This is a genomic window from Microbulbifer sp. ABM4_008, assembly GCF_056311705.1.
In genome coordinates this window covers 2338989-2365017 of record NZ_CM149970.1, presented here as the reverse complement: position 1 = coordinate 2365017, position 26029 = coordinate 2338989, and the positions used below count along the sequence as shown (strand labels likewise).

Genomic DNA, 26029 nt, shown 5'->3' with positions numbered 1-26029 from the left:
AATCATGAAGATCTTTGATGAGATTGAATCAGAAGTGCAAAGCTATGCCCGCTCCTTTCCGCGAGTCTTCAATCGCGCAAAAGGCGAGCTGATGTGGGATGAGGAGGGAAATCAGTATCTGGATTTCCTGGCGGGTGCCGGCACGCTCAACTACGGGCACAACAACCCGCTGTTCAAGCAGGCACTGCAAGATTACATCGAGGCCGATGGAATTACTCACGGCCTCGACATGCACACCAGGGCCAAGGGTGAATTCCTACAGGCACTGAATGAGAAAATTCTCAAGCCGCGGAATATGGAGTACGTGGTGCAGTTTACCGGTCCGACTGGGACGAATGCGGTAGAGGCGGCGATGAAAATTGCCCGCAATGTAACCGGGCAGCAGAACATCGTCACCTTTACCAACGGTTTCCATGGCGTAAGCCTTGGCTCGCTGGCCGCCACCGGCAACTCGCATCACAGGGATGCTGCCGGTGTCAGCCTCAATGGTACGCACCGCATGCCCTTTGACGACTACCTGGGCAAAAATATCGATACCACAGAATACCTCGATAAAGTCCTCTCAGATTCCAGCAGCGGTATTAATTCTCCCGCAGCAGTGATTGTTGAGACAGTTCAAGGGGAAGGCGGTATCAATGCGGCCAGTATCGAGTGGCTAAGAAACCTTCAATCCGTCTGCAAAAAACACGGCTTACTTTTTATTGTCGATGATATCCAGGCTGGCTGCGGCCGCACGGGCAACTTTTTCAGCTTTGAAGAGGCCGGTATCGAACCCGATATCATTACGCTATCCAAATCCCTCAGTGGCTATGGGCTGCCATTTGCGCTGGTGCTAATGAAACCAGAACTGGACCAGTGGAAGCCCGGTGAGCACAACGGCACTTTCCGTGGCAACAATCTGGCTTTTGTAACTGCGAAAGCCGCTATCGATCATTACTGGTCTGACGAAAACTTCTCACGGGAGATTAAACGCAAGGGCAAATACATTTCCGAGCGTTTGAATGAAATTGTCAGCCGATATGGTGAGGGTAACTTCACCACCAAAGGCCGGGGGATGTTTCAGGGTATCGACTGCATCAGCGGCGAACTTGCAGGAAAGATCACCAAACTGGCATTCAAGCAGGGGCTGATTATTGAAACCAGCGGAGCCGATGACCAGATCGTTAAGCTCCTTTGCCCACTGATTATCACCGATCAAAACCTTAAAAAAGGGATCGACATTATTGAATCCGCTATCCGGGAAGTCTGTGCCGGAGAGCGGGATATGCCTGAGGAAAGAGTCTTTTTTGAAGCCTGCTAGACTTTAAGGGCCTCTGAAAAGGTTCACGTAAAAGACCCAACTGTGCAGGCTGCAAACTAAGAATATTGCTGACCAGCCAGACTCGAATACACACGAAACAGCGAAATACCAATGATTGTCAGAAGTTTACAGGAAGCTAAAAAATCCGGCCGCCGGGTTGTTTCACCGGATAGCAACTGGGAGAGCACCCGACTCCTGCTTAAAGATGATGAAATGGGCTTTTCTTTCCATATCACCACTATTTATGCAGATGCTGATTTCCAAATGCACTATCAAAACCATTTGGAAGCGGTTTACTGCATTTCCGGCAGAGGTGAGGTAGAAACTCTTGAGGATGGCAAGAAGCACCCTATCGAACCTGGAACTATCTATATTCTCGATAAGCATGACCGGCATATTTTAAGAGCCTTTGAAGAAATGACTATGGCCTGTGTATTTAACCCCCCTTTGAATGGCAAGGAAGTACACAATGCTGAGGGAGCCTACGAACTTGAGGCTGACAGGATTGATGAATAATTAGTCAGTCATAGGGCAGTATCCATGAAGTACCTTCCAGATAGCTCAAGTGTTACCAGGGAAGATTGCTACCCCTCCCGAAAACCGGGCCTTCTGGGTGGTACCAGGGTGCGCAAAGATCCAATTGTGTATGGGGACTGCCAGTCCCTCTCCCCACTGGCACCATCGCAACTCAAGCGCTATGCAGAACAGGGCTTTGTTGTACTGGAGAATATGTTTTCCCAGGCGGAGATTAACCTTTTTACGCAAGAGCTGGCGGAGATTAAACAGCGCAGACACACTGATAAGTCGGAAGAAATTATCACCGAGCCTGAAAGTAACGAAGTGCGCTCAGTCTTTCGTATCCACAAAAGCAGCCAAATTTTTAACCGGCTTTCCAGGGATCAACGGCTATCAAGTATTGCGAAATGTATTTTGGGTGATGAGGTTTATATTCATCAGTCTCGCGCGAACTACAAACCTGGTTTTCGCGGGAAAGATTTTTATTGGCACTCCGATTTTGAAACCTGGCATGTCGAGGACGGCATGCCCCGTATGCGGGCACTCAGCATCTCCATTACCTTAACAGAGAATCATCATTTTAATGGCCCATTAATGCTGATTCCCAAGTCCCACCACCATTACATTGCTTGCGATGGGGAAACACCAAAACGGAACTACCTCAGCTCACTGAAAAAGCAAGAACTTGGTATTCCCTCAGATAGCCATTTGAGGTCCCTGGTATCCAATGGCGGAATATCAGCTGTTACAGGCAAGCCCGGCAGTATTGTTGTGTTTGACTGTAACTTAATGCATGGCTCCAGTAGCAATATCAGCCCCGACCCGAGGTCTAATTTGTTTTTTGTTTTTAATGCCCTGAGCAACAAGGTGGAGGCTCCGTTTTGCGGCTTACCTCCCAGGCCGGAATACATCTGTGCGAGGAAATCAATTTCTACTATCTGAAGCAAATCTCAATTCAAAGCACTCACCCAGTTTTTAAGAGAAAGAAGGACCAGTAAGAGACGATGCATACGATAGAAAAGATTGGCGGCACCTCTATGACGGACTACGAAGCGGTCCGGGATAATATTATCAAAGGTGACTCCAAGGGGATCTACAATCGTGTTTTTGTAGTCTCTGCCTACGGCGGTATTACTGACTTGCTTCTAGAGCACAAGAAAAGTGGTCAACCAGGTATCTATGCCCTCTTCTCCAGCAGCATTGAGGACGATAGCTGGCTGGTTAAGTTTGATGAGCTTCGGGCAGCACTGCGGCAAATCAACGAGCGTCTTTTCGAGCATGGCGATCTTCTCGCGGAAGCGAACCTGTTTTTGGATGAAAGGCTGGAGAGCGCGAAAAAATGCCTGAGAGACCTGCAAAGCCTCTGTCAGCACGGCCACTTCTCCCTCGACGCCCACTTGGGCACGGTAAGGGAGATGTTAGCCAGCCTCGGCGAGGCCCACAGCGCATGGAACACTTCGAAACTGTTGCAGCGGGATGGTGTAAATGCCTGCTTTGTCGATCTGACTGGCTGGCGCACCAACAAGCACATTCCCCTGGATGAGCGTATCCGGGATGCCTTTGCCACCATCGACTTAAGCAAACAGCTGCCTATTGTTACCGGCTATGCCCACAGCGATAAGGGCCTGCTGATCTCGTTTGATCGGGGCTATAGCGAGATGACTTTCAGTCGTCTCGCCGTCCTTACCGGGGCAAAGGAGGCGGTGATTCACAAAGAGTTTCACCTGAGCAGTGCAGACCCCCGCCTGGTGGGAGAGGGAAATGCAGTGCCCATCGGTCGCACCAACTACGATGTGGCCGACCAACTGGCAAACCTGGGGATGGAAGCGATTCACCCCAAAGCCGCCAAGGGGCTGCGCCAACAAAATATCCCTCTCAGGGTGAAAAATACCTTCGAGCCCGAACACGCCGGCACCCTGATTACTGGTGACTACATCAGCGACTCTCCACGAGTGGAAATTATTGCTGGCTGTAAAGGGGTTTACGCCCTGGAGTTGTTTGACCAGGATATGGCGGGCAGCATCCACGATTATGATCGCGAAGTGCTACTGGTGATCAAGCGCTTCAAAGCCCATATTATTTCCAAAAACACTAATGCCAATACCCTTACCCATTTCCTCTCCACCAACTTGAAAACAATCAAGCGGATTCAGGCTGCATTGGAAGAGCATTTTCCCGAAGCCGAACTGAACCAGCGCAAAGTCGCCATAGTTTCAGCCATCGGTAGCGATATGCAAATCCCCGGCGTGTTGGCCAAAGCGGTGCAGTCGATGTCCAAAAGCAATATCCGCGTGCTCGCCATGCACCAGTCCCTGCGTCATGTGGATATGCAGTTCATCGTTAACGAGCCAGACTATGACGCAGCCGTTCGGACACTACACGAGGCACTGGTAGAAATTTACAATCACGGGACGGCGATATGCCTCGCATCCTGAGCCTTTGTGCCCTGCTCTTTTTATTTACTTCCGCCACCTCTATTTCCCAGGAAGCGGAAGAAAAGAAAAAAGACAGTGCGCAAAGCGAGGTTGACACCCTTGAGAAGCCCTTATACACACCCTTCGTCGAGCGCTATATGCTCGACGAAATTAAGCAGCTGCGAATCGATCAGGCTAATGCCAAGCAGGAATTGATTCAGCAAATTGTCGATCGTGAACACAACTCTGTCGATCGAGCCGTAGCCTACGCAACCGATACGGTTACCTACTTTTTCTACTTGATAGCCGCCGCCACTTCAATTTTGGTTTTAGTTGGCTGGCGGTCATTCCAGGACATTAAAGAGCGGGTACACTCTCTGGCCGATGAGGAGATCTCAAAGCTGGTCCAGGAATACGAAAAGCGCTTGGAAGTTATAGAGAAGCAGCTTCAACAGAAAACACAACATATTGAAGAAAACCGCGAGGAAATCGAGCTAACCCAGGAAGTACAGTCCCTGTGGCTGCGCGCTCAACAAGAATCCTCAGTGGCCAATAAAATTGCCATTTACGACGAGATTTTGCGCCTCCGCCACGAGGATGTAGAAGCCCTTACCTATAAAGCTGATGCAGTGCTGGAGCTCAATGAACCCCAGTGGGCCGCCAATCTTTGTCACCAGGCCCTGGGTATTGACCCAGATAACAGCCATGCCTTCTACCAACTGGCTTGCGCCCATACTGCCATGGGTCAATTTGATGAAGCGCTGCGTTATCTGGCGGAAGCCATTAAAAGGCGGGAAAGCTACCGCGATGAAATCCTGGTTGATAGTGCCTTACAGCCTCTAGCGGAAAGTGAAGTATTTGAGGAACTCGACCAGGTTATTGCCAATACCCCCTCGCCACAAAGTGGTGGCAAGGGGAGCTAGAAATATTCCGATAACCTCTGAAGACCAACCCATAAAATAATAGGATTGCCGATGATCTATTCATTTCTTGGTTTTTTACTTTTGTTCACTCTGGTCGGCCTCTCTTCTGCGATGTTCAGCCGTCAAACCAAAGCTGACTATTACCTTGCCAGCAGTGGCGTCTCCCCTTGGCTGGTGGGGTTGTCTGCCGTAGCAACGAACAATAGCGGTTATATGTTTATCGGGGTTATCGGCTATACCTACACCACTGGGTTGGCTTCCATCTGGTTGATGGTGGGGTGGATTGCCGGTGATTTTCTGGCCTCCCTCTATGTACACAAGCGATTAAGGACCGCTACCAGTTCAAGTGGTGAAGTCAGCTACGCAGGTGTTCTCAGTAACTGGCACGGACAGAAGTACTCAGCCCTGCAGCGCCTGATCGGCATCATTTCCCTGTTGTTTTTACTAACTTATGCCTCTGCCCAAATGGTTGCCGGCAGCAAAGCCCTGCACGTACTGCTGGATTGGCCCCTGTGGTCCGGTGCTGTAGTAGGAGCTGTGCTTGTATGCCTCTACTGTTTAGCTGGCGGCATCCGCGCGTCCATTTGGACTGATGCGGCCCAATCCATCGTTATGATGGGGGCTATGGCAGCACTCCTAGTTGTCGCCCTTGCCAACTTGGGTGGTATCGCCAGTGCGGCGATACAAATGCAGGCTATCGAAGGTTTTACCCATTGGTTTCCCGAGGGGCTCGCCTTTGCGGGCTGGGGCGGGGTGATACTCTTTGTGATCAGTTGGGGTTTTGCCGGATTGTCTGTGATTGGACAGCCCCACGTAATGGTCCGATTTATGACCCTGAGGGATTCCAGCAAGATGAACCGGGCAAGGGCCTGGTACTATCTGTGGTTTATCCTTTTCTATTGCATGGCTACCGGGGTCGGCCTGCTATCCAGAGTGTTTATTGCCGATACAGGGAGCTTTGATGCGGAGCTTGCTCTTCCCACCATGGCTATGGATTTGTTGCCCCCTGTTTTTGTTGGGCTGATCCTGGCTGGTATCTTTGCCGCAACCATGTCCACCGCAGACTCCCTGCTGCTCAGCTGCTCCGCAGCCATTACCCACGATATTCTTCCGCACAAGATTGAAAAAACCTGGTTTCTCAAGCTTGTCACAGTTGCGATAACCGGCGGCGCATTGCTGTTGGCGCTCGCCAACAGCCAAAGTGTGTTCAGCCTGGTTATTTTCGCTTGGTCGGGACTTGCCAGCGCATTTGGCCCCCTACTCCTGGTATTGTGTTTTGGGGGTAAGCCATCCCAGGCAACCGCTATCGCAGCAGTGATTATCGGCTTTACAGCAGCGATTACCTGGCGGCTACTGGGGTATCACGGCGTGATCTATGAGGGATTGCCGGGTATTGCAGCTGGGTTAGCAGTGCTATATCTGGCCAGCCTGAACCGCCAAACCTCCACTTTACGCGAGGCAAACAGTTAAATTCACTCAACGTAATTCTGGGGAGGTAGAGCCTCCCCACCTGCCAGACCTTCACCAGCTAGAGCCTCCTCCCCCAAAAGCGACAAATCCTATCTCCTGCCGTCCGAAGCCCCGCCTTTCGGGTACCTGACTTGACCCCGAGATAGTCAGATTGAGCAAAATTCATACAGTGCTTTTTATAGAGTTCAAATGAGATTTTTGGCCCAACCCAGCCCACTTTTAACCCTTGAAAATATGGATTAACTCTGTAGTCGCTGAAAAATAAATCCTCCTACGAATCCACCAGCTTTGTTGCATTGAGTGCTAACAATTAGAGTTCAAATTAAAAATATGTTACATTTTGTGTCATATCGCTCGATAAACGACTATCGAGCCCGGGCTGGAATCTGACGATTAGGGACAAATGTCTTCGTCAGACCGGCCCTTTTTTATGATGACTGGACCTTCACGATCGGCCCATTGCGCCCTTCAAGTCCATCGCCAACGAACAACCGACTGACCCTCTGTTAAAGCAGTATGGAGAGACAGATGTCACTGGACAAACAACGGAATTTTGTAGACGGCCGCTACCTGTCGAATGAGAGCGGCGAGTGCTTTGATGTATATAACCCGGCGACCAACGAAGTCAGCTATCAGGTTGAGGTTGCCGACGAGAAAGTATTGGCAGAAACCATCGAGAGCGCCAAGCGCGGTTTTGCCCAGTGGTCAGCGATGATGCCGGTAGAACGCAGTCGCATCCTGCTGAAAGCAGTAGCACTTTTGCGCGAGCGCAACGACGAACTGGCAGCTATCGAAGTGGCTGATACCGGCAAGCCCTGGCAGGAAGCCAGTGTTGTCGACGTGGTGACTGGGGCCGACTCCATCGAATTCTTTGCCGGCCTGGCTGCAGGCATTGAAGGCAATCAGCAGCAAGTCGGTGAGGACTTCTACTACACCCGCCGCGAGCCCCTGGGCATCTGCGCCGGAATCGGTGCCTGGAACTACCCCTTACAAATCGCTTGCTGGAAAGCCGCCCCGGCCCTAGCCTGCGGTAACGCCATGATCTTCAAGCCTTCCGAAGAAACCCCCAAAGGTGCTTTGAAGCTGGCCGAAATTTTTATTGAAGCGGGCATGCCTCCTGGTGTGTTCAACGTAATCCAAGGTGACGGCAAGGTCGGCGCCTGGCTGACCAACCACCCGGATATAGCCAAGGTATCTTTTACCGGCGAAGTAGGTACCGGTAAGAAAGTAATGGCTGCGGCCGCTGCGAACCTGAAAGAAGTCACCATGGAGTTGGGTGGCAAATCTCCGCTGGTTATCTTTGATGATGCCGACCTGGAGCAAGCCGTTTCTGCTGCCATGCTGGGCAACTTCTACACCCAGGGCGAAATCTGCACCAACGGTACCCGGGTATTTGTACACCGCAGCATCCACGATCAGTTCCTCGCTCGTCTGAAAGAGCGTGTTGAGCAAAATATTATTGCCGGTGATCCGATGAATCCGGACACCAACTTTGGCGCCCTGATTTCTGCCAAGCACCAGCAACTGGTAATGGACTACATCAGCAAGGGTAAAGAGGAAGGCGCGACCCTGTTCTGCGGCGGTCACACCCTTTCACCAGAAAATTCACCTAACGGTTACTTCGTTGCTCCCACCGTATTCAGCGACTGTCATGACGATATGACCATCTGCCGCGAAGAGATCTTCGGCCCGGTAATGTCGGTACTGGTCTTTGATGATGAAGACGAAGTGATCCGCCGCGCTAACGATACCCGTTTGGGCTTGGCCGCCGGCGTATTTACCCGTGATATCACTCGCGCCCACCGTGTTATCCACCAGATGCAAGCGGGTATCTGCTGGATTAATGCCTACGGCGCTTCCCCGGCAGAAATGCCGGTGGGCGGATACAAGTTATCCGGAATCGGACGCGAAAATGGACTTGCGACCCTGAACCACTACACCCAGCTAAAAGCGGTGTATGTGGGCCTGGCACCACTGGAAAGTCCATTTTAAGCGGTACCCTGTATGAGTGAGTTTGACTACATCATTGTCGGCGCCGGCTCTGCCGGTTGCGTTCTGGCCAACCGCCTGTCTGCCCAGGAAGATAAAAAAGTCCTCCTGGTAGAGACCGGCGGTAGCGATCGCAGCATCTTTATCCAGATGCCCACCGCACTATCTATTCCCATGAATACCGACAAGTACGCCTGGCAGTTTATGACTGAGCCAGAGCCGCACCTGGACAACCGCAGCATGCATTGCCCCAGAGGCAAGGTGCTCGGTGGTTCATCCTCGATTAACGGAATGGTTTACGTGCGCGGGCACGCCAAAGACTTTGATGAGTGGGCACAGCACGGCGCCGAAGGTTGGGACTACGCCCACTGCCTGCCCTACTTTAAACGCTCTGAGACCTGGGCTTTCGGCGGTGACGATTACCGTGGCGACGAAGGTCCACTGGGGGTCAACAACGGCAACGAAATGGCCAACCCCCTTTATGGAGCCTTTATCGAAGCCGGTAAAGAAGCTGGCTACGACTACACCGCAGATTACAACGGTGAGCAGCAAGAGGGCTTTGGCCCCATGCATATGACGGTAAAAGATGGAAAGCGTTGGTCTACCGCCAACGCCTACCTGAAACCGGCAATGCAGCGCCCCAATTTGACGGTATTGACCCACGCCACTGTACATAAGGTGATTCTGGAAGGTAAACGGGCAGTCGGAATCAAACTTGAACGCAAGGGGAAGATCCTGGAATTCAAGGCGCAGCAGGAAGTCATCCTCAGCGCAGGTCCCATCGGCTCCCCTCACCTTCTTCAGCTCTCCGGAATCGGAGATCCCGACACACTGGCAGAAGCCGGTATCGAACTCCAACACGAACTCCCCGGCGTCGGCCAAAATTTGCAGGATCATCTGGAGTTCTATTTCCAGTTCCGCTGCAACCAGCCGATTTCCCTGAATGGCAAGCTCGACCCCTGGAATAAATTCCTGATCGGTGCTCGTTGGATACTGAAGAAGGATGGTCTCGGAGCCACCAACCATTTCGAGTCCTGCGGCTTTATTCGCTCCAAAGAAAATGTGGAGTGGCCGGACCTGCAATATCACTTCCTGCCAGCAGCCATGCGCTATGACGGCCGCGAAGCTTTTGATGGCCACGGCTTCCAGGTGCATATCGGGCACAACAAGCCCAAGAGTCGCGGCAGGGTCAAAGTGGTGAGCAGTGATCCCAAGCAATCCCCTTCCATCCTGTTTAATTATTTACAGGAGAAAGAGGATATTGAGGGTTTCCGCGCTTGTGTGCGGCTGACTCGCGAGATTATCAATCAGCCGGCTTTCGACGAGTACCGGGGCGATGAAATCCAGCCTGGCACCGATATCCAGACTGATGAACAAATTGACGCTTTCGTACGGGAATCCGTCGAGAGTGCTTACCACCCGTCCTGCTCCTGCAAGATGGGCACTGATGCAATGGCAGTGGTAGACCCGGAAACCCGTGTACACGGTTTGCAGGGCTTGAGAGTTGTAGATTCCTCCATCTTTCCGACCATTCCCAACGGCAACCTGAATGCGCCCACCATTATGGTGGCGGAGCGGGCTGCTGACCTGATTTTAGGGCGCCCTGTATTGGCGCCCTCCGAGGCACCGGTAGCGACCAAAGCTACCAGCACTCAGCGACCTGGCCGCCCTGCGCGCTCAGTGAGCTGAATTTACGTCGGCGCTCTGGCAGAGATTTGACTGCCCCCTTCAAATGCGACGGGGATACTCAAATCTCGCACAGCAACGCCCTTGAGGGGCGCCGGCATACCAATAACTAGCTGGAGACTCAGCATGACAGCTTGGCTTTCTGCGGGATTATTATTTACCTTCACGGCAATAATTTTCTCGCTGATTAAATGGGGAAATGTGAAGATGGTCGGGGTGACCCCGGTTAAAACCTTCACTTTTATAGCGATCCTTTTCACCTCCGGCCTCGATGTAGGCCTTATCATGTTCCCCCTCACCGAGTTCGGTGGCTACGCAGACCTAACCGCAAACCCAGAATACGGCTTCACCAACGCACTCGCGATTGAGTTTGGTTTTTGGGCCTTCCTGATCTGGGGTTTCTACTTCCTCACCTGTTTTTACTTCTGCATTATCGAGCCCAAAGTTAAATTCTTTGAGATCGGCCTGGTAAAGCTGATCAACAACGTGGTGATTATCGGTACCTGCGCGTTTACCGCCTACCTGCTGCTTAGCAACCTGCCCTGGTATCTGCCACAGGTTGGCGATGGTGAAACCATTGTTGGTACCTTCTACCTGATCGTCTTTGCCGTGATCGCCGCTGCGGTCTACTCATCCACCAGCCTGCGCTATGTGCGCTTCCTCAGCTTGGCGACTACCTGGATGTTTATTGGCCTGATCGCGGTAATGTGGGTAGGCGCCTTTACCGGTGAGAACGGTAGCGTTGGCGACTTCGCTTCCACCTTTGCGCTGCTCGGCGGTTACTTCGGCAATATCCACCAGTTCGTGCTGCCGCTGAATGACTACCACGAGTTCTACCTGTTCTGGTGGTTTGCCTGGAGCATTATGATTGGCCAGTTTACCTCCCGCTTTGTGGGCGGCCTGCGCACTTACCAAGTGCTGGCGGCGATGCTGATCTTCCCATCCATCCCCATCGCACTGTGGTTCACCGTGCTCTACTACTACTCCAGCCAAGGCTTAGATACCAGCGGCTTCTACAACCTGGCCATGGTCATTGTGGGCATTACCTTCGTGATCAACTCGCTGGACTCCCTGATTCGCCTGTACACCGACAACCTGGGTATGACTGTTGCGCGTCTGGGCAAGTGGAAATACTTCGTCCTGAACCTGGTTGCGATGAGCCTGCTCACCCTGTTGTTCAAGCTCAACTTCCTGCAAATCCAGTGGATCGGCGCCCTGGTAATTGGCATTTTCTTCTGCTGCCTGGGTTACATCCTGGTGAAACGCTTCAGGGCGGTAGCAGCTATCGACTCCTCGCCTAAAGAAAACAAGATCGACTTTAGCAAGATCGAACTGGCGAGCTAACTGTTGAAATCCCCCGCCTGGTTTGGCGGGGGCTACAAAATACAAATAAGTGGTAATTGAACAATGAAATCAACTTTGAAACTTTCTGCACTGACCTGTGCTTCCCTGCTGGTGCTTGCCCAACAATCCCAGGCAGAGCTGTCCTCTACTGTTAACCTGACTACTGACTACACCTTTAATGGTGTCAGCCAGACTCAAAACGACCCAGCACTGCAAGCCAGTCTGGACTACGGTTTTGATAGCGGCTGGTATATCGGCACCTGGGCTTCCAACGTAGACTTCGGTGAAGAAGACGATACCAACCTGGAGTGGGATTTTTACGCAGGTAAGTTCATGCAGCTTACCGATAAAGTAAGCCTGGACACAGGACTCGCCTATTACACCTATCACGGCGATGATGATCTCTCTAATGACTACGCCTATCCGGAAGCTTATGCCAAGCTTGGCTACAGCTCTGCTCTAGGCGAATCAGAAGTCAATGGCTGGTATAGCTGGGATTACTTTGGCACGGGCGGTGGTCATTACATTATGATGCTGGCGCATACCTTTGAGTTTGCAGAAGGTCACAATGTTCGCTTCAGTGTTGACCGCTCTACCAGCGTCAATAAAGACAAATGGACCTGGGATGGTAAAAAATCTTACAACCACTACCGAGTGGAGTATATGACTTCCCTGGAAGGTTTTGATTTCAATGTTGCCGCCGAGAATACCAATCTCGACGTGGGCACTGCTGACGAGCAAATTGTCTTCTCTGTTGCCCGCACTTTTAGTCTTTAAACTATAAATGCAGCCGGGGCTTTAGACAGCCCCGGCATATCTTACTAGTCTGCTCTTAAGGCACTTCTTCTTTTCCGCCCCCGCTAATCTCCTCTGCAGATCTCATCACAACTTGCCCTGATTCAGCATTTCCACTCCAGGCACTTTCCTCAGCTACCCCTACCAAAACAATTTCCTTTTCAAGGATAACTGGGTGTAAATTCAAGTCATGCCGTGCAACTTTAACCATTGAGATACAAAGCAAGAGGGCAATTAGCAGCAAAGGGACACCAGCGATAATGCTTGCCGCCTGCAATGCTTCCAGCCCGCCAATAAGCAACAAAGCAATAGGCATTACTGCCAGCGCGAAGGCCCAGAAAATTCGATTCCACCGAAGCGGCTCGCCATGAACCTCTTTCTGCACAACTGCGGCAAGAATATGAGATATGGAGTCAAAAGTAATGACCGTGAAAACCAGTGCGATCAGCGTATACAGCAACACAACTAACTGGCTCGCGGGCAACATATCCAAAACGGCAAAGATCACGGTATTGGCCCCCTGCTGATTCAGTATTTGCACCAAGTCCAGCTCGCCCGAAAAATGCAAGTAAACGCCGTAGTTGCCTAGCACCATAAAAAACAAGAAGCAGCCAAAAGTTCCAAAAAATAGTGACCCAAGAATCATCGCCTTGATAGTCCGCCCTCCGGAGATACGCGCAATAAATAAGCCAATACTCGGAGCAAAAACCAACCACCAAGCCCAATAGAAGACAGTCCAGTCCTGGGGGAAGCGAGTACTGGGGAACTGTTTAAAATGAGAGAAGGACTCAGTCCAAGTGGCCATTTGCAAGAAGTTCTGCAACGCTCTACCCAGGGAATCCAACCCACTATTGAGCATAAATAGTGTCGGCCCTGCGATAAACACGAAGAGCAGCAAGGCAAGCGAGAGAAAAATTGTAAAGTTTGATAGAACGCTAAGGCCCTGCTTTACCCTGACAAGAGCACAATAACCAAACAATAGCGCACAAAATATCAGCACCCCGACCTGAAATCCCACCCCAGTAGGAATTCCAAATAGCTTGTGCAATCCCAAAGTAATCAGCGGCGCTGCGATACCAAGCCGTGTAGCCGCACCTCCTAGCATGCCAAATACCAGAGAAGTATCGATAAGCTTGCCAATCGGCCCGCTCACTCTACGATCACCCAATACTGGCGCGAGCGCTTGGCTCAACTTGAGAACCTTGCGTTTACGCACATAGTAGTAATAGGCAATTGGTAGTGCGGGGATTAGATAGATAGACCAAGCCAGTGGCCCCCAGTGAAAGATACCGTAGGAAACTGCCCAGCGCGCAGCTTCAGCTGAGCTTGCTTGAACCTGGAACGGCGGCTGTTGGTAATAGTAGATCCATTCAACCATCGACCAATACAAAATAGAGGCGCCAATACCGGAAGAAAACAACATGGCAGCCCAGGATAGAGTTGAGAATTCGGGGCCCTCTTTCCCCCCTCCCAACTTTATCCTGCCGATATCACTGAAGGCGATATACAGCACAAATAACATCGCACCTAGGCCAAGCAGGAGATAAAAGACCCCCAACTTCTCTGTTACCAGATCTTTAGCTGCCAATAACCATAAAGAACCCGCCTCGGGAAAGAGGATCAAGGGCACTGTCGCCACTAGTAGCAATGCAAAAGAGCCCCAAAAGGTGGGCTTGTCTATGAGATCCTTTGTTCCCTTATTCAACAAGGGTTCCTTCTGAAAAGATGTTCTTACAAAACGGGAAGGAGTTGGGAGCTAAATCAATTACAGTCTGGCTATTTTTTGACCAACCGGAACAAAGTTGCTGAAACTAAAGACGCCAATCTTTAAGGCGAGCACTGCACTGCCATTTACCAACCGCTGGCATGACGTGATTAGCATCCTTTTGAGTGCTGATTTAACAGGCCAAATGCAATTCAAGTGTGAACAGGATGTGCATACTCAAATACTATTTGAAACGGGGCTTTCCCAAAGGAATACCGAGAAGCGATATGTATAAGAAGGCTATCGCCGCCATTGTGGGCCTGGCGCTATTTGCATGCACCAAGGACAAGGATAGGAATATCAATGTTAATGATTTTGAACCTGAACCAAAGATAGGGATTTACGACATTTCCCAAGAAGACTGTGAGCTGATGAAGCTCCGGCAGGTTCTTCGGAACAACTCCCCTATTGGCTGTGAAAGGCTGAAAAGAGTCGTCTTCAACTATACGCCTCTCTTAGATCCCCCTGCTCAGGATAATGTTGGCATCGAAGCTGATCTATACCGCAGAGGCGCTGTTATTGTACTTGATATCGTTGCCGAGAACGTCCTGTCTCTATTTGGCGAGATCTACCGATCTCGCTTTCCAATACAGTCAGCCATTCCTGTCGAATATTTTACTCTGCAAGAGCGAATGGCAGATGATCGAAACAACACGCTGGCTTTTGATTCCCGGCCTATTACTGGCGGAAGCAGATGGTCTGAGCACGCTTATGGTGTTGCTATTGATATTAACCCCCTACAAAATCCCTACCTGTATATTGATAAACACACCCGAGCCAAAGTAATCCCTAAGGATGCAACAGAAGGATATTTAAACCGGGCAAAGTTTCGCCCGGGAAAGCCAACCCGTATGGGGATGTCTGAAGATGTAACCACAATCTTTGCCAGGCATGGCTTCGCTGTCTGGGGTGGAGACTGGAATGTCCCGATTGATTATATGCACTTCCAGGTTGGTTCCCGTCAATTCATTAACCGCCTTGTAACTTTGCCAAAGGAAAGAGCAAAACAACTATTTGACCGATATACCCAGCAATTGAATCGCTGTTTTGAGGAGAGCAACTCGATAAAAAACGCTACTCACCTCAGAAAACATTGTGTCGATAAAGTGGTGTCAGAATTTGATGGAGAGCAGGAATGAAAACGGCCTCCTCCTGCTGCCCAACTGTTAAAGTCGAGATGGATGGCTTCCCGGATCGCCCTCTATATGGGGCTTGTCATCGTGGGAGACACCGTGCTCCGATTGGGTTGGAACGTCCCAGTTGCCCTCTTCCGTCCACGGATCATCCTCTGGGAACTCTTCAATATAGATTTCCTTCTCTTCGTAGCTCGGCTGGTAGCGCAAGTCATAGTGAGCGGCTTTCACAATCGATATGCACAGCAGTAAAGCAACAATTAAAAGCGGCACGCCACCGATCACGCTGGCAGTTTGCAGCGTATCCAGGCCGCCCAAAAACAGCAGCGTTATCGGCATCAGTGAAAGCGCAAATGCCCAGAACAGGCGGTTCCATCTAGCTGGCTCTTCATCGACCTCTTTCTGCACAACAGCGGCAAGAATGTATGAGATGGAATCGAATGTAGTTGCAGTAAAGATGAGGGCGAGCACCGTATATACCAGAATCACCAGTTTACTGCCGGGAAGTGTCTTGAGTGTGGCAAAAATTGCAGCGGTTGCGCCCTGCTCATTTAGCATCCCCACCACATCCAGCTCACCGGAAAACTGTAAGTAGACGCCGTAATTCCCCAGCACCATAAAAAACAGGAAACAGCCTAAGGTGCCATAAAAAATGGAGCCAACCACCATGGTCTTGATGGTTCTCCCCCGCGAGATGCGCGCAATAAACAAGCCGACACTGGGAGCAAAAACCAACCACCACGCCCAATAGAAGATGGTCCAGTCTTGGGGGAAATGGGTATCCGGGAACTGCTCAAACTCTGCAAATGGCTCAGTCCAGGCGGCCATATGGAAGATGTTATCCAAGACACGACCCAGGGCATCCAAGCCGGTGTTCAACATAAATAAGGTGGGGCCAACCAGGAAAACAAACAGAAGCAGCACAATAGACAACCACATATTCAGGTTAGAAAGTGCGCGGATACCTTTCTTAAGCCCAACAAAAGCGCTATAGCCGAAGATTGCCGTGCATATCATCAGCACTACAACCTGGGTTCCCAGCCCGGTGGGCACGCCCAAGAGTTCATGAGCCCCCTGAGTAATCAGCGGCGCGGCTATCCCCAAGGTCGTAGCGCCACCGCCCAACATGCCAAAGATAAAAAGCACGTCGATCAACTTACCAATCCCACCTTGGGCACGCTGCTCCCCCAAAACGGGCATCAGTGCCTCGCTAATTTTCAGCACGCTGTGATTTCTAACGTAGTAGAAGTAGGCTATTGGCAGAGCGGGAATCAGGTAGATGGACCACGCCAGCGGGCCCCAGTGAAAAATACCGTAGGCAACAGCCCAGCGCGCAGCTTCGGGTGTGCCTCCTTCAACCTGGAAAGGTGGGGTTTGATAATAGTAGATCCACTCGACCATAGACCAGTAGAGAATCGATGCGCCGATGCCGGCACAAAACAGCATTGACGCCCAGGATATGGTGGAGAACTCAGGGTTTTCTTCAGGTGTTCCCAGCTTGATCTGGCCGATATCACTAAACACGATATAGACCATAAAGAGAATTGCCCCGACACCCAGTGCCAGATAGAAAACCCCCAGCTTGTCAGTGACGAAACCTTTAGCGGCTAAAACCCAGGCAGCACCAACTTCGGGGAACAGCACCAGTGGAATTGTCACTGCCAACAACAGCGACAGCGAACCAAAAAACGTGGGTTTATCGATGATTTCTCTGAAATGATTGGACAACACTTGCCTCCCAAATGCCTTATGAACCGCGGCAAATAAAAGCAAGGGGGACTTTATATAAGGAACTTTATTATGCGGTGTTAGTGAGTAGGACTTATATAAGGATAGGTAGATCAACTACAGCTAAATTTGCTCTTACTTATCTTTAATAGTACCAGCTAGTCAAAGTATTTCAATTTGACAGTTGTCACATCTGTTTAGATGCGACAACCAATTGAACTGGGGCTATCAACTGACGACGACCCCAACCTGCCGGGTTCTGAACTACTGCTTACCCAAAGATTTTTCCAGTTGGGCAAGCTGCCCTTGCAGCATTGCCTTCTCCTGTAGAAGGATACGATTCTCGTCTGACAAGGTCTCTATCCGGTCTTTTGTAGCACCCAGTTCAGCATCCAGCCTTTCCAAAGATACTTGCTGAAGCTGAATCTCCTTAGCTTGCCCTACACCGCTGCTCTGGAGGCGGGTAACCTCATCCTGTAATCGTGTAATTTCAGAAGATTGGAGCTCAGCGCTTGCCGCCTGCTCTTCAGCCTGCCGCTTGTAGTTTGCCGCTTCGGCTTGAGCGGCGCCTATATTTTCACGCAACTCCTGCTTTTCCCGATTGAGTTCAGTAATTAATGCCTGCCCCTGTTTATACAGGAGATCCTGCTCAGAAATCCTCTGTTCCGCCAACCCAAATTGCTCCGTCAGTGAGGCCACCTGCCCCTTAAGTTGCTCACTGGAAGATCGAAACTGATCTCGCTCGTGCTGCCGGTCTGTAGCTGTTCGTTGCTGGAAGTGCTCAAAGTGTTCGCGCACATCGCGATTCTCCTGCTTCATCTCTTCAATTGAGGCCTTCTGCTCCTCAGCTCGAACCGAGGCCTGCTCCAATTGAAACTCACTTTTTTCCAGTTCTGACTGAGTTTCACCCAGGGTAACTTTGAGGCGGCGCTTCTCACCTTCAGAAGCTGAAAGCTTCTGCTCCAGCTCGCAAATCAAAGCGGCTTGCTTGCTACTGGTCTCTTGAGCTTCGTTTAGCCTCTCTGTTATCTCCAGCTCTTTCGCTTCAAATTCCTGCTGAAGCTGCTCCACTCTTTGGTCCGCATCGCCCTGGATACGCTGATGAAGTCCTTTCAGTGCCTCCACCAAATCTTTAGGCAAGCCGCTGACATCAGTGCTGCTGGAACTCTCGCTTTTCCACCGTTTTAGAAGCGGCGCAATTGTACTTTTACTCCCAGTCCCCAGATGAGCGCGCACCCTATCAACTGTCGGTTCCTCCCCCCGGGCCTTAATCGCCTTTGCTGCTTCAAAAATGTCCAGATAGGTGACCCCTGTGCGCGCCATTAGTCTTTCCTCAGATTATTTTGTACCAAATTACGTATTACGTAATAATACATAATATATAAAAATAAACCAATTCTTGAATTAACCCAGCTAACCTTCGATAATGATTCTTATCGAAGGTTACAACAGTAAGGAAGCCCCCATTTAACGTACTCTCAGTACAAATGGTGGTTTTCAGGTGACACAGAATTCATGAGAAAACAGCCTCTAACCTCAACCAAAATCCAACCTCAATCCCCGCTCAGCAGTACATCTAGCGGGGCTGGAGTACTTCTGACTGAGGATGACATTCAGAAGTACCTGCGAGCAGCGACTTCAGACAGCACTCGCAAAGCCTATCGGTCTGCCATTCGCCAGTTCGAGAAATGGGGAGGCCGACTCCCCGCCGGTAGCCATTCACTGGTTAGCTATCTATTAAGTCGGGCCGAGCAATTGAACCCACGCACCCTGGATTTGCACCTAACCGCCATAGGCCAGTGGCACCTTTATCAAGGCATTGCCAATCCAGTCGCTGAGCCGCTAGTACAGAAAACCATGCGCGGTATTCGCCGCACCCACGGTAAGCCCAAGCAAAAAGCCAAGGCGCTGAGCCTCGAAAACATTGCCACCCTTACCCGACAGTTGCGCTCTCAGCCTGATTCCAAGAAGAAGGCCCGTGACTTGGCGTTGGTGCTGGTAGGTTTCTTCGGTGCCTTCCGGCGTAGTGAGTTGGTGGCGATCCAGGTAGAAGACCTGATATGGGAGGAGGAAGGCTTGATCATTCGCCTGCCCAAATCAAAAACGGATCAAAGTGGTCAAGGAATGATGCGCGCCCTTCCCTACGGGCCCCCTGAAATCTGCCCCGCACGAGCACTTAAGTCCTGGCTAGACGTTAGTGGCATTAGAACTGGGCCAGTATTTCGGTCGGTCAATCGCTGGGATACGGTGCAAAGTCGACAGTTAAACCCCACAGCTATCAACGATCTACTGAAAAATCTCGGGGAGGCCTGCGGTTTTGATTTTGTTGCCGAACTCAGCAGCCACAGCTTTCGCCGAGGCCTGTCTACTTCCGCTGCGCGAGAAAAAGTTGGCTTTGAGCTGATCAAGAAGCAAGGTGGGTGGAAGAGTGATGCCACTGTCTGGGAGTATATTGAGGAGGGGCAACAGTTTACCGACAATGCCTCAGCTATCTTGATGAAGAAGATGTCGGAACTGATCGATTAGTAATGACTTATGCACTATTAGCAATAGGTCTTTACCCTAAAATAAATGCAATAGTTAAAGCACTTGAAGGTTGCAAATACTCAAACCTCTACTTCTTGGCATGAGTATTACATCGCCACCTAGACTGGATTCAAATTCCATTGGCGGCTCTTATATCTCGCTAAGGCGGTGCCAAGAGGCTTGAAAAGCGAGCAAATTAAAAGATACGGGGCCCTATGCATGGTTAATTGATTCAACTGGGCAAGCGAAAAGTCAAGCTCAAGCATTATCCAACACTTAATTAATACTTATTTACAATTATATACATATCAAGCGTTGTCTAAGCTAGTAAGGATTGATATTAATCGATCTATCAGTTGTCTGATTATGGAATAAAAATAGATGAAGCTAAAAAAACTAAGGTTCAACAGTAATGACTTAGCGAAAGTTTCAGGCTATCTATTTTTTATTCAGTTCATATTGTTTGTTGGGTTCATTATTTTACTACCAAACAATATACAGTTCTTTAAGCCCAGCTCTACAATTCAAATGGGCGATTTTTTGATCGCGCTTGGCCAAACCCCAAATGAATTTATTATCCTGAAATTGATTTTACTCGCATTAAGGACCTGTTATGCCCTTTCGTTTGTATTTATTGCAGTCCTATTTTGGGAGAATAGTAAAGTTGCTTCAGCGGCATTGATTTCATTCACCCTGGTCTCCGTAGCTATTATCAATATTGCCCAGCTCTTGGGATTAGCACTTATACCAATAGCTAATGATTATACAAGCTCCTTGGCACTAGGCGATAATATCAGGACGATCTCATTAGAAACGTCAGCTTTCGGAATTTATGTAGCTCAAGAATTATTGGATACGTTCGTAAATACGGTGACTTTTAACGGTATATTTGTATGTCTATTCGCAATCTCCTGTTACAAAGTAGAGTTAAAATATACCAAATGGCTTATCCCTATTATGATGATCCTCCCATATAACAGGTTCTTTGATTTACCTGCTGTATTGAGCTTAGTCTCAGGGTTGCTCAATGTCATTGTTACAGCAATTTACTTTCTATTGATGGGGTTTTTCTTATTAAAAATGAGCTCACCAGAAACCTCCAAATCAACTGTTTAAGTAAAATAGAGTTTAATCTGCTCAGATTGTTTGAATTGCGAGTAGCCAAAAGTACATTTTCTGTCAGTTTAGCCTGAATAGAGCACATGATACTGCCCCTCTACCTGTGCAATGGTCAAATTGAGTGCCGTACAATCATTGTTGCCAGGTTGTTAGGCAGAGTCGAACTCACAAAAACTTGAGCCTCAAGCAGTACATGAGAGATCTATCACGATGGATGATCTAATGCCTGTATCCCTACTGCTTGGTATGGGTTTCATTGAAAATTGATTCCCAATCCTGATCAAAGGTCTCGGGTATCGATGAGGATGACCTCCGAAAGAACAGAACCCCAACGTGAGCTTCATGACCCTGCCCGGCAGAATGATCAGCTGTAACCTCTTCAATAAAGCCGCGCATGGTGCCACTGCCATCTAAGGTCAAATTTGTAACGCTCTCATCGGAAACATCAACAGCTACCAACTGGATTCTATTGCCACTCTTCATGTAGGCAAAGATACCGATATCCTTGGCAATAGTGGCCTCATTCACCGTCTCTTCAACCGCAGTCAGCTGGTGTTTAACATTCGGTTTCTTCGTTACCTCAAGATAACGGCCGCCACCGCCTACACCTGTTTGCTTGAGAACCTTAAAGGTCCGGCAAATTTGCCCCTTCTCCAAAGTAAAGGCGTCCGGGCTGTGCTCATAGAAAATAAACGACTCTCCTTCAACCGCACACCACACCCCCTCCAGGGAATCTTTGGCTTCCGGCTGAGCATTGGCATGCATGTTCACAAGAGTCATAAGTCCTGATACGAGCAAAAGTAATAGGTGATTTTTTATTTTCATGGAGACTTCCAAGGTGGTTATCAGTCAAATATAGGTGCAGCTTTATGGTTAGTTAATCTCTGAGCAAGCTGATTCACGCCAAAAGTAACGAGCTCTAAGGATCTATAGTCCTCAAGTTGACCTCGGGCGAATAAGTCAAAACGATCCTCTTTGAAATCACGGGATTAGAACTCGGGCTATTATCTAAATTGTGGCAAGGAGGCCTTAAATGACGAAGCTAAATCAGAAGCAAATTGAAGACTGCAAGTCTAGCAAGTCGGACTTCTCCGACCTCAAGGCGCTATTCCTCAACTGCACTCTAAAGCCTACGCCTGAACTCTCCCATACAGACGGTCTAATTCGCATATCCAGGGAAATCATGGAGCGCAACAAAGTCTCAGTAGAGGTTTTACGCCCCGTTGATCACGACATCGCTTTTGGTGTTTACCCGGATATGACGGAGCATGGCTGGGACACTGATGAGTGGCCACTGCTCTATCGCCGGGTTGAAGACGCAGATATCCTGGTTATTACCACGCCGATCTGGTTGGGAGAGAAATCCTCTATTTGTACCCAGACCATAGAAAGGCTCTATGCGAATTCAGCAGACCTGAACTCTAAAGGCCAGTACGCATACTACGGCCGGGTGGGAGGTTGCCTTATCACCGGCAATGAAGATGGCGCAAAGCACTGCGCCATGAATATTCTCTACTCTCTGCAACACCTTGGCTATGTTATCCCTCCCCAGGCAGATGCGGCATGGGTGGGAGAAGCTGGCCCCGGCCCCTCGTATCTTGACCCCGGCTCCGGTGGTCCACAAAACGACTTTACCAATCGCAATACCACTTTTATGACTTGGAATCTGATGCATATGGCGCGAATGATAAAAGATGCTGGGGGCATTCCCGCCCACGGTAATCAGCGCTCTGCCTGGGATGCCGGCTGTAAGCCCGACTTTCCTAACCCTGATTATCGATAGAAACATCCTGCATTTTTAACTTTACAGAGCTAAGCAGCCTAAAGTTGTTGCTGTTTGGCCATGTCCATCCGTATTTACAAAATCCTATTTACAAGATGTAGCACCAGGGATAAATTCCCGCCTTCTTTGCTCCCATTAACACCCACCTACACGGCATAGCACTGTTATCTCCATAAAGGGATGCTAGGTGTTGCCATATGAATTGGTGGTCAAGTAATTCCTGTGAGGTCCCTTTCCCGAATGAAACCAGAGTTCTTAGCGCATATCCTGGATAGTAAATTATTTATCACCATATGCCTGATCTCAGTAGTGATGTTATTACGTGGCCTGCTCACGCTAGTAATAGCACGAAGTAGTTGGCAAAAAGCGGATAAGCGCCGCCGTATCAATACCGTACATAACCTTGGCAACTTGTTATTGGTAGTTGGCCTGATAGCAATTTGGGTAAGCGAACTCCGGGACTTTGCCCTATCCATTGCCGCTTTCTCTGTGGCAATTGTATTGGCACTGAGAGAGGGGGTGCAGTGCCTCGTTGGTGGCTTGTATCAGGCAAACATGCGCTCGTTTACTGTGGGAGACTGGATTAAAGTCGGCAATCAATTTGGTGAAGTCACCGATAGTGACTGGCTAAGCACCACCCTTTTGGAGATCGATCCGCACGGTTTGGGCAATGGCTATACAGGAACAACTCTGTACATCCCTAACAATGCCTTCTTTACCCAACCGGTAAAGAACCTTAACTTTATGCGCCGGTATATCGAGCATACCTTTTCGATTACCCGGGAAAGCAAAGGTATGAATCCATTTGAAGCCAAGAAGTTTATCTCTGAGCGACTTAAAGAACACTGCGAGTCCTTCCGTGAAGTTGCCGAACGCTACTGCAACCTGATCGAGAATCGCATGGGCGTTGAGCTGTCAGGCCCTGATGCAAAAGTCTGTATCACAACGAATGAACTCGGCCACGATGTAACCACGGTAACCGTATTTTGCCCCCGAGAGGAAGCCACCAATATCGAACAGCTGGTGACTGAAGACTTCTATAACTTTTGGTTCGAGAAGACCAAGGACGTGGAGTCTAAAGCTTAACGCAATCGTATTAAAGGGTATCCGCGATTGAAGCCGCTAGCAGTTCTGCATTGCTAGCGGCTATTGTATGAATTTGCCGTTAACTTTCCCCATCGACCCGGAAGTTGGCAACCTCCCAGGCGCGCTCACGGATAACCCGCGCATTATCCTCTAGGTTGGAGGTGCCTGTAGGGTCTCCATCTATTGTGATATCCGGGTTGGACCACTGCTGAATTCTGGGGCCGCCTCGATCCGACGGGCAATTGTAGGCCATCACACTCCTCCAAGTTAAAGGGGTGGTATTGCAGTAGCCGTGGCCATATTCAAACGGCTCCATATTCGAATCACTGTAGATAATATGTCGGGCTCCCAGCAGGTGGCCAATTTCATGGGCAAAGCTGAAGTACCCCGTTGCACACCCTTCCCTTGCGAAAGCAAAGGCTGTTGATTCCGATGCGTAGATCATCTTAGCCAGTCCACATGATCCGCTGTACAAATCATTGCCGGTTAAAACAATCATTACATCTGCACTATACAAGTCTCTTAGTTCGTATAGCTCTTTGGTTTCTGGGTATGCGTCATTCGAAAAGTACTCGCGATCAACATAGAAGCTGCCGCTCTCTGCATAGCTCGTTCTATAAGCGTGAACAATTTCTACCGAGGTATTGACTTCACTATTGGCAAATGAAACATTGGTTTCCTCTTCCAATAAGTCCATGTAGGCGGGTACATCACCGGCGTCTGCCTCAAAGGCATCGGTATAAGCAACTATAACGGTTATTTTTCCACCAGAGTCAGTAGTCGCAACTCCTGAGGTTGTGTTTAGCGCACCAACCTTGGAAGTAAAATCCATTTCTTCAAAGTAGTTACTATCATGGTCGACAAGTGAATTGTCTGGAACCTCAGCGATTGTAACCGCACCGTTTCCGGCAGGTCTCACTTTGTAGAGCCTACCTTCAGATTGTATTGAGCCAACAATTCTACCGTTGTTCTCGGCTAAGGTGATAAACCCTTTTCCATCCTCAGAAAATGCAGATAGTGAAGCCCTATTTTTTGTTGAGCGAATATTTTGCAAGGTAAACCGTTGCTTGCCGAGCTCACTGGGAACCTCAAGGGTACTACCGGGCTTCAAGCTAAAAATCTTGTTATTTAAACTTTTTTTAGTTCTATTTGATATTAGATTTGATCTACTTTCACTCATGGAAGATTCAAAAACAACATGCACATTTTCTTCTGAATGAGCGCCAAATGTAGAAAATAGCAACACGAAAGGCGCAAAAATTTTAAAGCTTTTCACAGACATACTCCCTGTATCTGCTTCTCGGAAAATCAATTTAGAAAGATCCGCACTAAAGATAAAAATAAATCTATTAATGCAGCCTTTAAAAGACTGAATAGAAATATTTATTGAAATCCACAGTGCGCGGCTACTCTATATGATTCTTAACTAAAAAAATATTCTTACGCCTACCAATAATTTAACTTCGCAAATTTTTGACAAGTTACTATCTGAAGAGCAGATAACTTTTTGGAAAATTAAATTCAAATGAAAGCTTAATCACAATCCTTTAAATGGAAACTGAAAATATTTTACTTAACCACTCAATAAATGCTCTAACCCTGGGAGATAAAAAGCGATTCTGGGTGAACACAACCGATACCGGCTCGCTGGGCGGGCGAAAATTGGGCAATATTTCAACTAAATTTCCTGCATCCAACTCTTTTTCTACATGAAACTTTGGAAACTGAGCCAAGCCGAGCCCCCGCTTAACGCCATCCAAGTAACTCTCTGTCCCAGTTACCGTCAATTGCGCCGGAACTTGCAACGTCTCTATCCTATCGCCAAGACAAAAAGAGAGCGGCGTAGACTTGCCAGTCGTTATAGAGCGAAGCGCTACAACACGGTGACCATTCAGTTGTTCCAAAGAGCTTGGGTGGCCGTAGTGTTCCAGGTATTGCGGCGATGCGCATGTAAGCCGTTCCAGCATGGTTAAACGCCTGGCAATCAGCTCACTATCTGCCAAGTGTCCATAGCGAATAGCACAGTCGACCCCTTCTTGGACTAAGTCCACCCATCGATCCCCCTCACTCATTACCAAAGAAATGTCAGGAAACTGGGCAAAAAATTGGGGGAGTTGCGGCATAACAAAATGACGGGCAATAGTCCCTTGTACATCTACCCGCACCTCACCGCCTGGCAATAAACCTGTAAATGCCCCTTCTGCTTCCGCTACGTCCGCAAGTATTGAAATACAGCGCTGATAATACAGTTCCCCATCCAGTGTTGCCCTGACCTTGCGAGTCGATCGCTGCAACAACCTGACTCCCAGCCGCTTCTCCAGCCGGTTGATGACCTGAGTCGATGTCGACCTCGGAATCCCAAGATCAGTAGAAGCGGCTGTAAAACTGCCCCGCTCCACAATCCGTACGTACAAGCGCATCGCATCCAGCTTATCCATATCGCCCTATTGTT

21 protein-coding genes are annotated in these 26029 nt (G+C 49.3%); 15 read left to right on the top strand and 6 right to left on the bottom strand.

The genetic code is table 11. The features are described 5' to 3' along the window. Positions 1–4 precede the first annotated feature (4 nt). The 10 genes from ectB (at position 5) to ACYX4J_RS10190 (ending at position 12419) form a co-directional block, all read left to right on the top strand. Positions 5–1300, top strand: a complete 1296-nt coding sequence (gene ectB / locus ACYX4J_RS10235; RefSeq protein WP_413665775.1) for a diaminobutyrate--2-oxoglutarate transaminase — start codon at positions 5–7, stop codon at positions 1298–1300. Between the two features lie 111 nt (positions 1301–1411). After that, a complete protein-coding gene (locus ACYX4J_RS10230; RefSeq protein ID WP_476178521.1) occupies positions 1412–1816 on the top strand; it encodes an ectoine synthase in 405 nt (134 codons plus the stop codon). A 24-nt stretch (positions 1817–1840) separates the two neighbouring features. After that, positions 1841–2758 (top strand): ectoine hydroxylase, encoded by a 918-nt coding sequence (gene thpD / locus ACYX4J_RS10225; RefSeq protein WP_444897280.1) that lies wholly within the window; start codon positions 1841–1843, stop codon positions 2756–2758. A 62-nt stretch (positions 2759–2820) separates the two neighbouring features. Beyond that, a complete protein-coding gene (locus tag ACYX4J_RS10220; RefSeq protein ID WP_476178520.1) occupies positions 2821–4251 on the top strand; it encodes an aspartate kinase in 1431 nt (476 codons plus the stop codon). Beyond that, complete coding sequence (locus ACYX4J_RS10215; protein WP_444908325.1) at positions 4236–5153, top strand: TPR end-of-group domain-containing protein; 918 nt, start codon at positions 4236–4238, stop codon at positions 5151–5153. Before ACYX4J_RS10220 ends, ACYX4J_RS10215 begins: the two co-directional genes overlap by 16 nt. A gap of 51 nt (positions 5154–5204) precedes the next feature. After that, a complete protein-coding gene (locus ACYX4J_RS10210) occupies positions 5205–6623 on the top strand; it encodes a sodium/proline symporter (protein WP_445354253.1) in 1419 nt (472 codons plus the stop codon). A gap of 528 nt (positions 6624–7151) precedes the next feature. Beyond that, positions 7152–8615: a betaine-aldehyde dehydrogenase gene (betB, locus tag ACYX4J_RS10205; RefSeq protein ID WP_476178519.1), complete on the top strand. Its 1464-nt coding sequence runs from the start codon at positions 7152–7154 to the stop codon at positions 8613–8615. A 12-nt stretch (positions 8616–8627) separates the two neighbouring features. Beyond that, positions 8628–10301, top strand: a complete 1674-nt coding sequence (gene betA, locus ACYX4J_RS10200) for a choline dehydrogenase (protein WP_476178518.1) — start codon at positions 8628–8630, stop codon at positions 10299–10301. Positions 10302–10424: 123 nt separating this feature from the next. Further along, the gene (locus ACYX4J_RS10195) at positions 10425–11642 is read left to right on the top strand and encodes a BCCT family transporter (protein ID WP_444913042.1); all 1218 of its coding nucleotides are present in this window, start codon (positions 10425–10427) and stop codon (positions 11640–11642) included. A 63-nt stretch (positions 11643–11705) separates the two neighbouring features. Then, positions 11706–12419 carry a TorF family putative porin gene (locus ACYX4J_RS10190; RefSeq protein WP_476178517.1) on the top strand — a complete coding sequence of 238 codons (714 nt, stop codon included), beginning with the start codon at positions 11706–11708 and terminating at the stop codon, positions 12417–12419. A gap of 55 nt (positions 12420–12474) precedes the next feature. Here the strand turns inward: ACYX4J_RS10190 and ACYX4J_RS10185 are convergent, their stop codons facing one another. Continuing rightward, the gene (locus ACYX4J_RS10185) at positions 12475–14142 is read right to left on the bottom strand and encodes a BCCT family transporter (RefSeq protein WP_476178516.1); all 1668 of its coding nucleotides are present in this window, start codon (positions 14140–14142) and stop codon (positions 12475–12477) included. A 287-nt stretch (positions 14143–14429) separates the two neighbouring features. Between ACYX4J_RS10185 and ACYX4J_RS10180 the strand changes: the two genes are divergently transcribed. Then, on the top strand, positions 14430–15341 hold the full coding sequence (locus tag ACYX4J_RS10180; RefSeq protein ID WP_476178515.1) for a M15 family metallopeptidase: 912 nt from the start codon (positions 14430–14432) through the stop codon (positions 15339–15341). A 27-nt stretch (positions 15342–15368) separates the two neighbouring features. Here ACYX4J_RS10180 and ACYX4J_RS10175 read toward each other — a convergent pair whose 3' ends face one another. Together ACYX4J_RS10175 and ACYX4J_RS10170 are read right to left on the bottom strand one after the other, a co-directional pair. Beyond that, positions 15369–17066 (bottom strand): BCCT family transporter, encoded by a 1698-nt coding sequence (locus ACYX4J_RS10175; protein ID WP_476178514.1) that lies wholly within the window; start codon positions 17064–17066, stop codon positions 15369–15371. A 261-nt stretch (positions 17067–17327) separates the two neighbouring features. Then, positions 17328–18386 carry a DNA-binding protein gene (locus ACYX4J_RS10170; RefSeq protein ID WP_476178513.1) on the bottom strand — a complete coding sequence of 353 codons (1059 nt, stop codon included), beginning with the start codon at positions 18384–18386 and terminating at the stop codon, positions 17328–17330. A gap of 192 nt (positions 18387–18578) precedes the next feature. Here ACYX4J_RS10170 and ACYX4J_RS10165 point away from each other — a divergent pair, with 192 nt between their 5' ends. Both ACYX4J_RS10165 and ACYX4J_RS10160 read left to right on the top strand, forming a co-directional pair. Further along, positions 18579–19589: a tyrosine-type recombinase/integrase gene (locus tag ACYX4J_RS10165; protein ID WP_476178512.1), complete on the top strand. Its 1011-nt coding sequence runs from the start codon at positions 18579–18581 to the stop codon at positions 19587–19589. A 381-nt stretch (positions 19590–19970) separates the two neighbouring features. Then, positions 19971–20705 (top strand): hypothetical protein, encoded by a 735-nt coding sequence (locus tag ACYX4J_RS10160; protein WP_444908336.1) that lies wholly within the window; start codon positions 19971–19973, stop codon positions 20703–20705. A gap of 237 nt (positions 20706–20942) precedes the next feature. Here the strand turns inward: ACYX4J_RS10160 and ACYX4J_RS10155 are convergent, their stop codons facing one another. Beyond that, on the bottom strand, positions 20943–21533 hold the full coding sequence (locus ACYX4J_RS10155; protein ID WP_444908337.1) for a hypothetical protein: 591 nt from the start codon (positions 21531–21533) through the stop codon (positions 20943–20945). A 208-nt stretch (positions 21534–21741) separates the two neighbouring features. Between ACYX4J_RS10155 and ACYX4J_RS10150 the strand changes: the two genes are divergently transcribed. Continuing rightward, complete coding sequence (locus tag ACYX4J_RS10150; RefSeq protein ID WP_444927778.1) at positions 21742–22491, top strand: flavodoxin family protein; 750 nt, start codon at positions 21742–21744, stop codon at positions 22489–22491. 240 nt (positions 22492–22731) lie between these two features. Next, positions 22732–23577, top strand: a complete 846-nt coding sequence (locus ACYX4J_RS10145; protein ID WP_444897262.1) for a mechanosensitive ion channel family protein — start codon at positions 22732–22734, stop codon at positions 23575–23577. 79 nt (positions 23578–23656) lie between these two features. Here ACYX4J_RS10145 and ACYX4J_RS10140 read toward each other — a convergent pair whose 3' ends face one another. Continuing rightward, complete coding sequence (locus ACYX4J_RS10140) at positions 23657–24853, bottom strand: M12 family metallo-peptidase (RefSeq protein ID WP_476178511.1); 1197 nt, start codon at positions 24851–24853, stop codon at positions 23657–23659. A 271-nt stretch (positions 24854–25124) separates the two neighbouring features. Further along, positions 25125–26015 (bottom strand): LysR family transcriptional regulator, encoded by an 891-nt coding sequence (locus ACYX4J_RS10135; protein WP_476178510.1) that lies wholly within the window; start codon positions 26013–26015, stop codon positions 25125–25127. Positions 26016–26029 lie beyond the last annotated feature (14 nt).

Bases quoted from the DNA above. Each gene is read 5' to 3' on its own strand.
- ACYX4J_RS10210 (WP_445354253.1), top strand. From the start codon at position 5,205: ATGATCTATTCATTTCTTGGTTTTTTACTTTTGTTCACTCTGGTCGGC.
- ACYX4J_RS10190 (WP_476178517.1), top strand. From the start codon at position 11,706: ATGAAATCAACTTTGAAACTTTCTGCACTGACCTGTGCTTCCCTGCTG.
- ectB (WP_413665775.1), top strand. From the start codon at position 5: ATGAAGATCTTTGATGAGATTGAATCAGAAGTGCAAAGCTATGCCCGC.
- ACYX4J_RS10170 (WP_476178513.1), bottom strand. From the start codon at position 18,386: ATGGCGCGCACAGGGGTCACCTATCTGGACATTTTTGAAGCAGCAAAG.
- ACYX4J_RS10180 (WP_476178515.1), top strand. From the start codon at position 14,430: ATGTATAAGAAGGCTATCGCCGCCATTGTGGGCCTGGCGCTATTTGCA.
- ACYX4J_RS10195 (WP_444913042.1), top strand. From the start codon at position 10,425: ATGACAGCTTGGCTTTCTGCGGGATTATTATTTACCTTCACGGCAATA.
- ACYX4J_RS10215 (WP_444908325.1), top strand. From the start codon at position 4,236: ATGCCTCGCATCCTGAGCCTTTGTGCCCTGCTCTTTTTATTTACTTCC.
- betB (WP_476178519.1), top strand. From the start codon at position 7,152: ATGTCACTGGACAAACAACGGAATTTTGTAGACGGCCGCTACCTGTCG.
- ACYX4J_RS10150 (WP_444927778.1), top strand. From the start codon at position 21,742: ATGACGAAGCTAAATCAGAAGCAAATTGAAGACTGCAAGTCTAGCAAG.
- ACYX4J_RS10230 (WP_476178521.1), top strand. From the start codon at position 1,412: ATGATTGTCAGAAGTTTACAGGAAGCTAAAAAATCCGGCCGCCGGGTT.
- thpD (WP_444897280.1), top strand. From the start codon at position 1,841: ATGAAGTACCTTCCAGATAGCTCAAGTGTTACCAGGGAAGATTGCTAC.
- ACYX4J_RS10220 (WP_476178520.1), top strand. From the start codon at position 2,821: ATGCATACGATAGAAAAGATTGGCGGCACCTCTATGACGGACTACGAA.
- ACYX4J_RS10135 (WP_476178510.1), bottom strand. From the start codon at position 26,015: ATGGATAAGCTGGATGCGATGCGCTTGTACGTACGGATTGTGGAGCGG.
- ACYX4J_RS10155 (WP_444908337.1), bottom strand. From the start codon at position 21,533: ATGAAAATAAAAAATCACCTATTACTTTTGCTCGTATCAGGACTTATG.
- betA (WP_476178518.1), top strand. From the start codon at position 8,628: ATGAGTGAGTTTGACTACATCATTGTCGGCGCCGGCTCTGCCGGTTGC.
- ACYX4J_RS10160 (WP_444908336.1), top strand. From the start codon at position 19,971: ATGAAGCTAAAAAAACTAAGGTTCAACAGTAATGACTTAGCGAAAGTT.
- ACYX4J_RS10145 (WP_444897262.1), top strand. From the start codon at position 22,732: ATGAAACCAGAGTTCTTAGCGCATATCCTGGATAGTAAATTATTTATC.
- ACYX4J_RS10165 (WP_476178512.1), top strand. From the start codon at position 18,579: ATGAGAAAACAGCCTCTAACCTCAACCAAAATCCAACCTCAATCCCCG.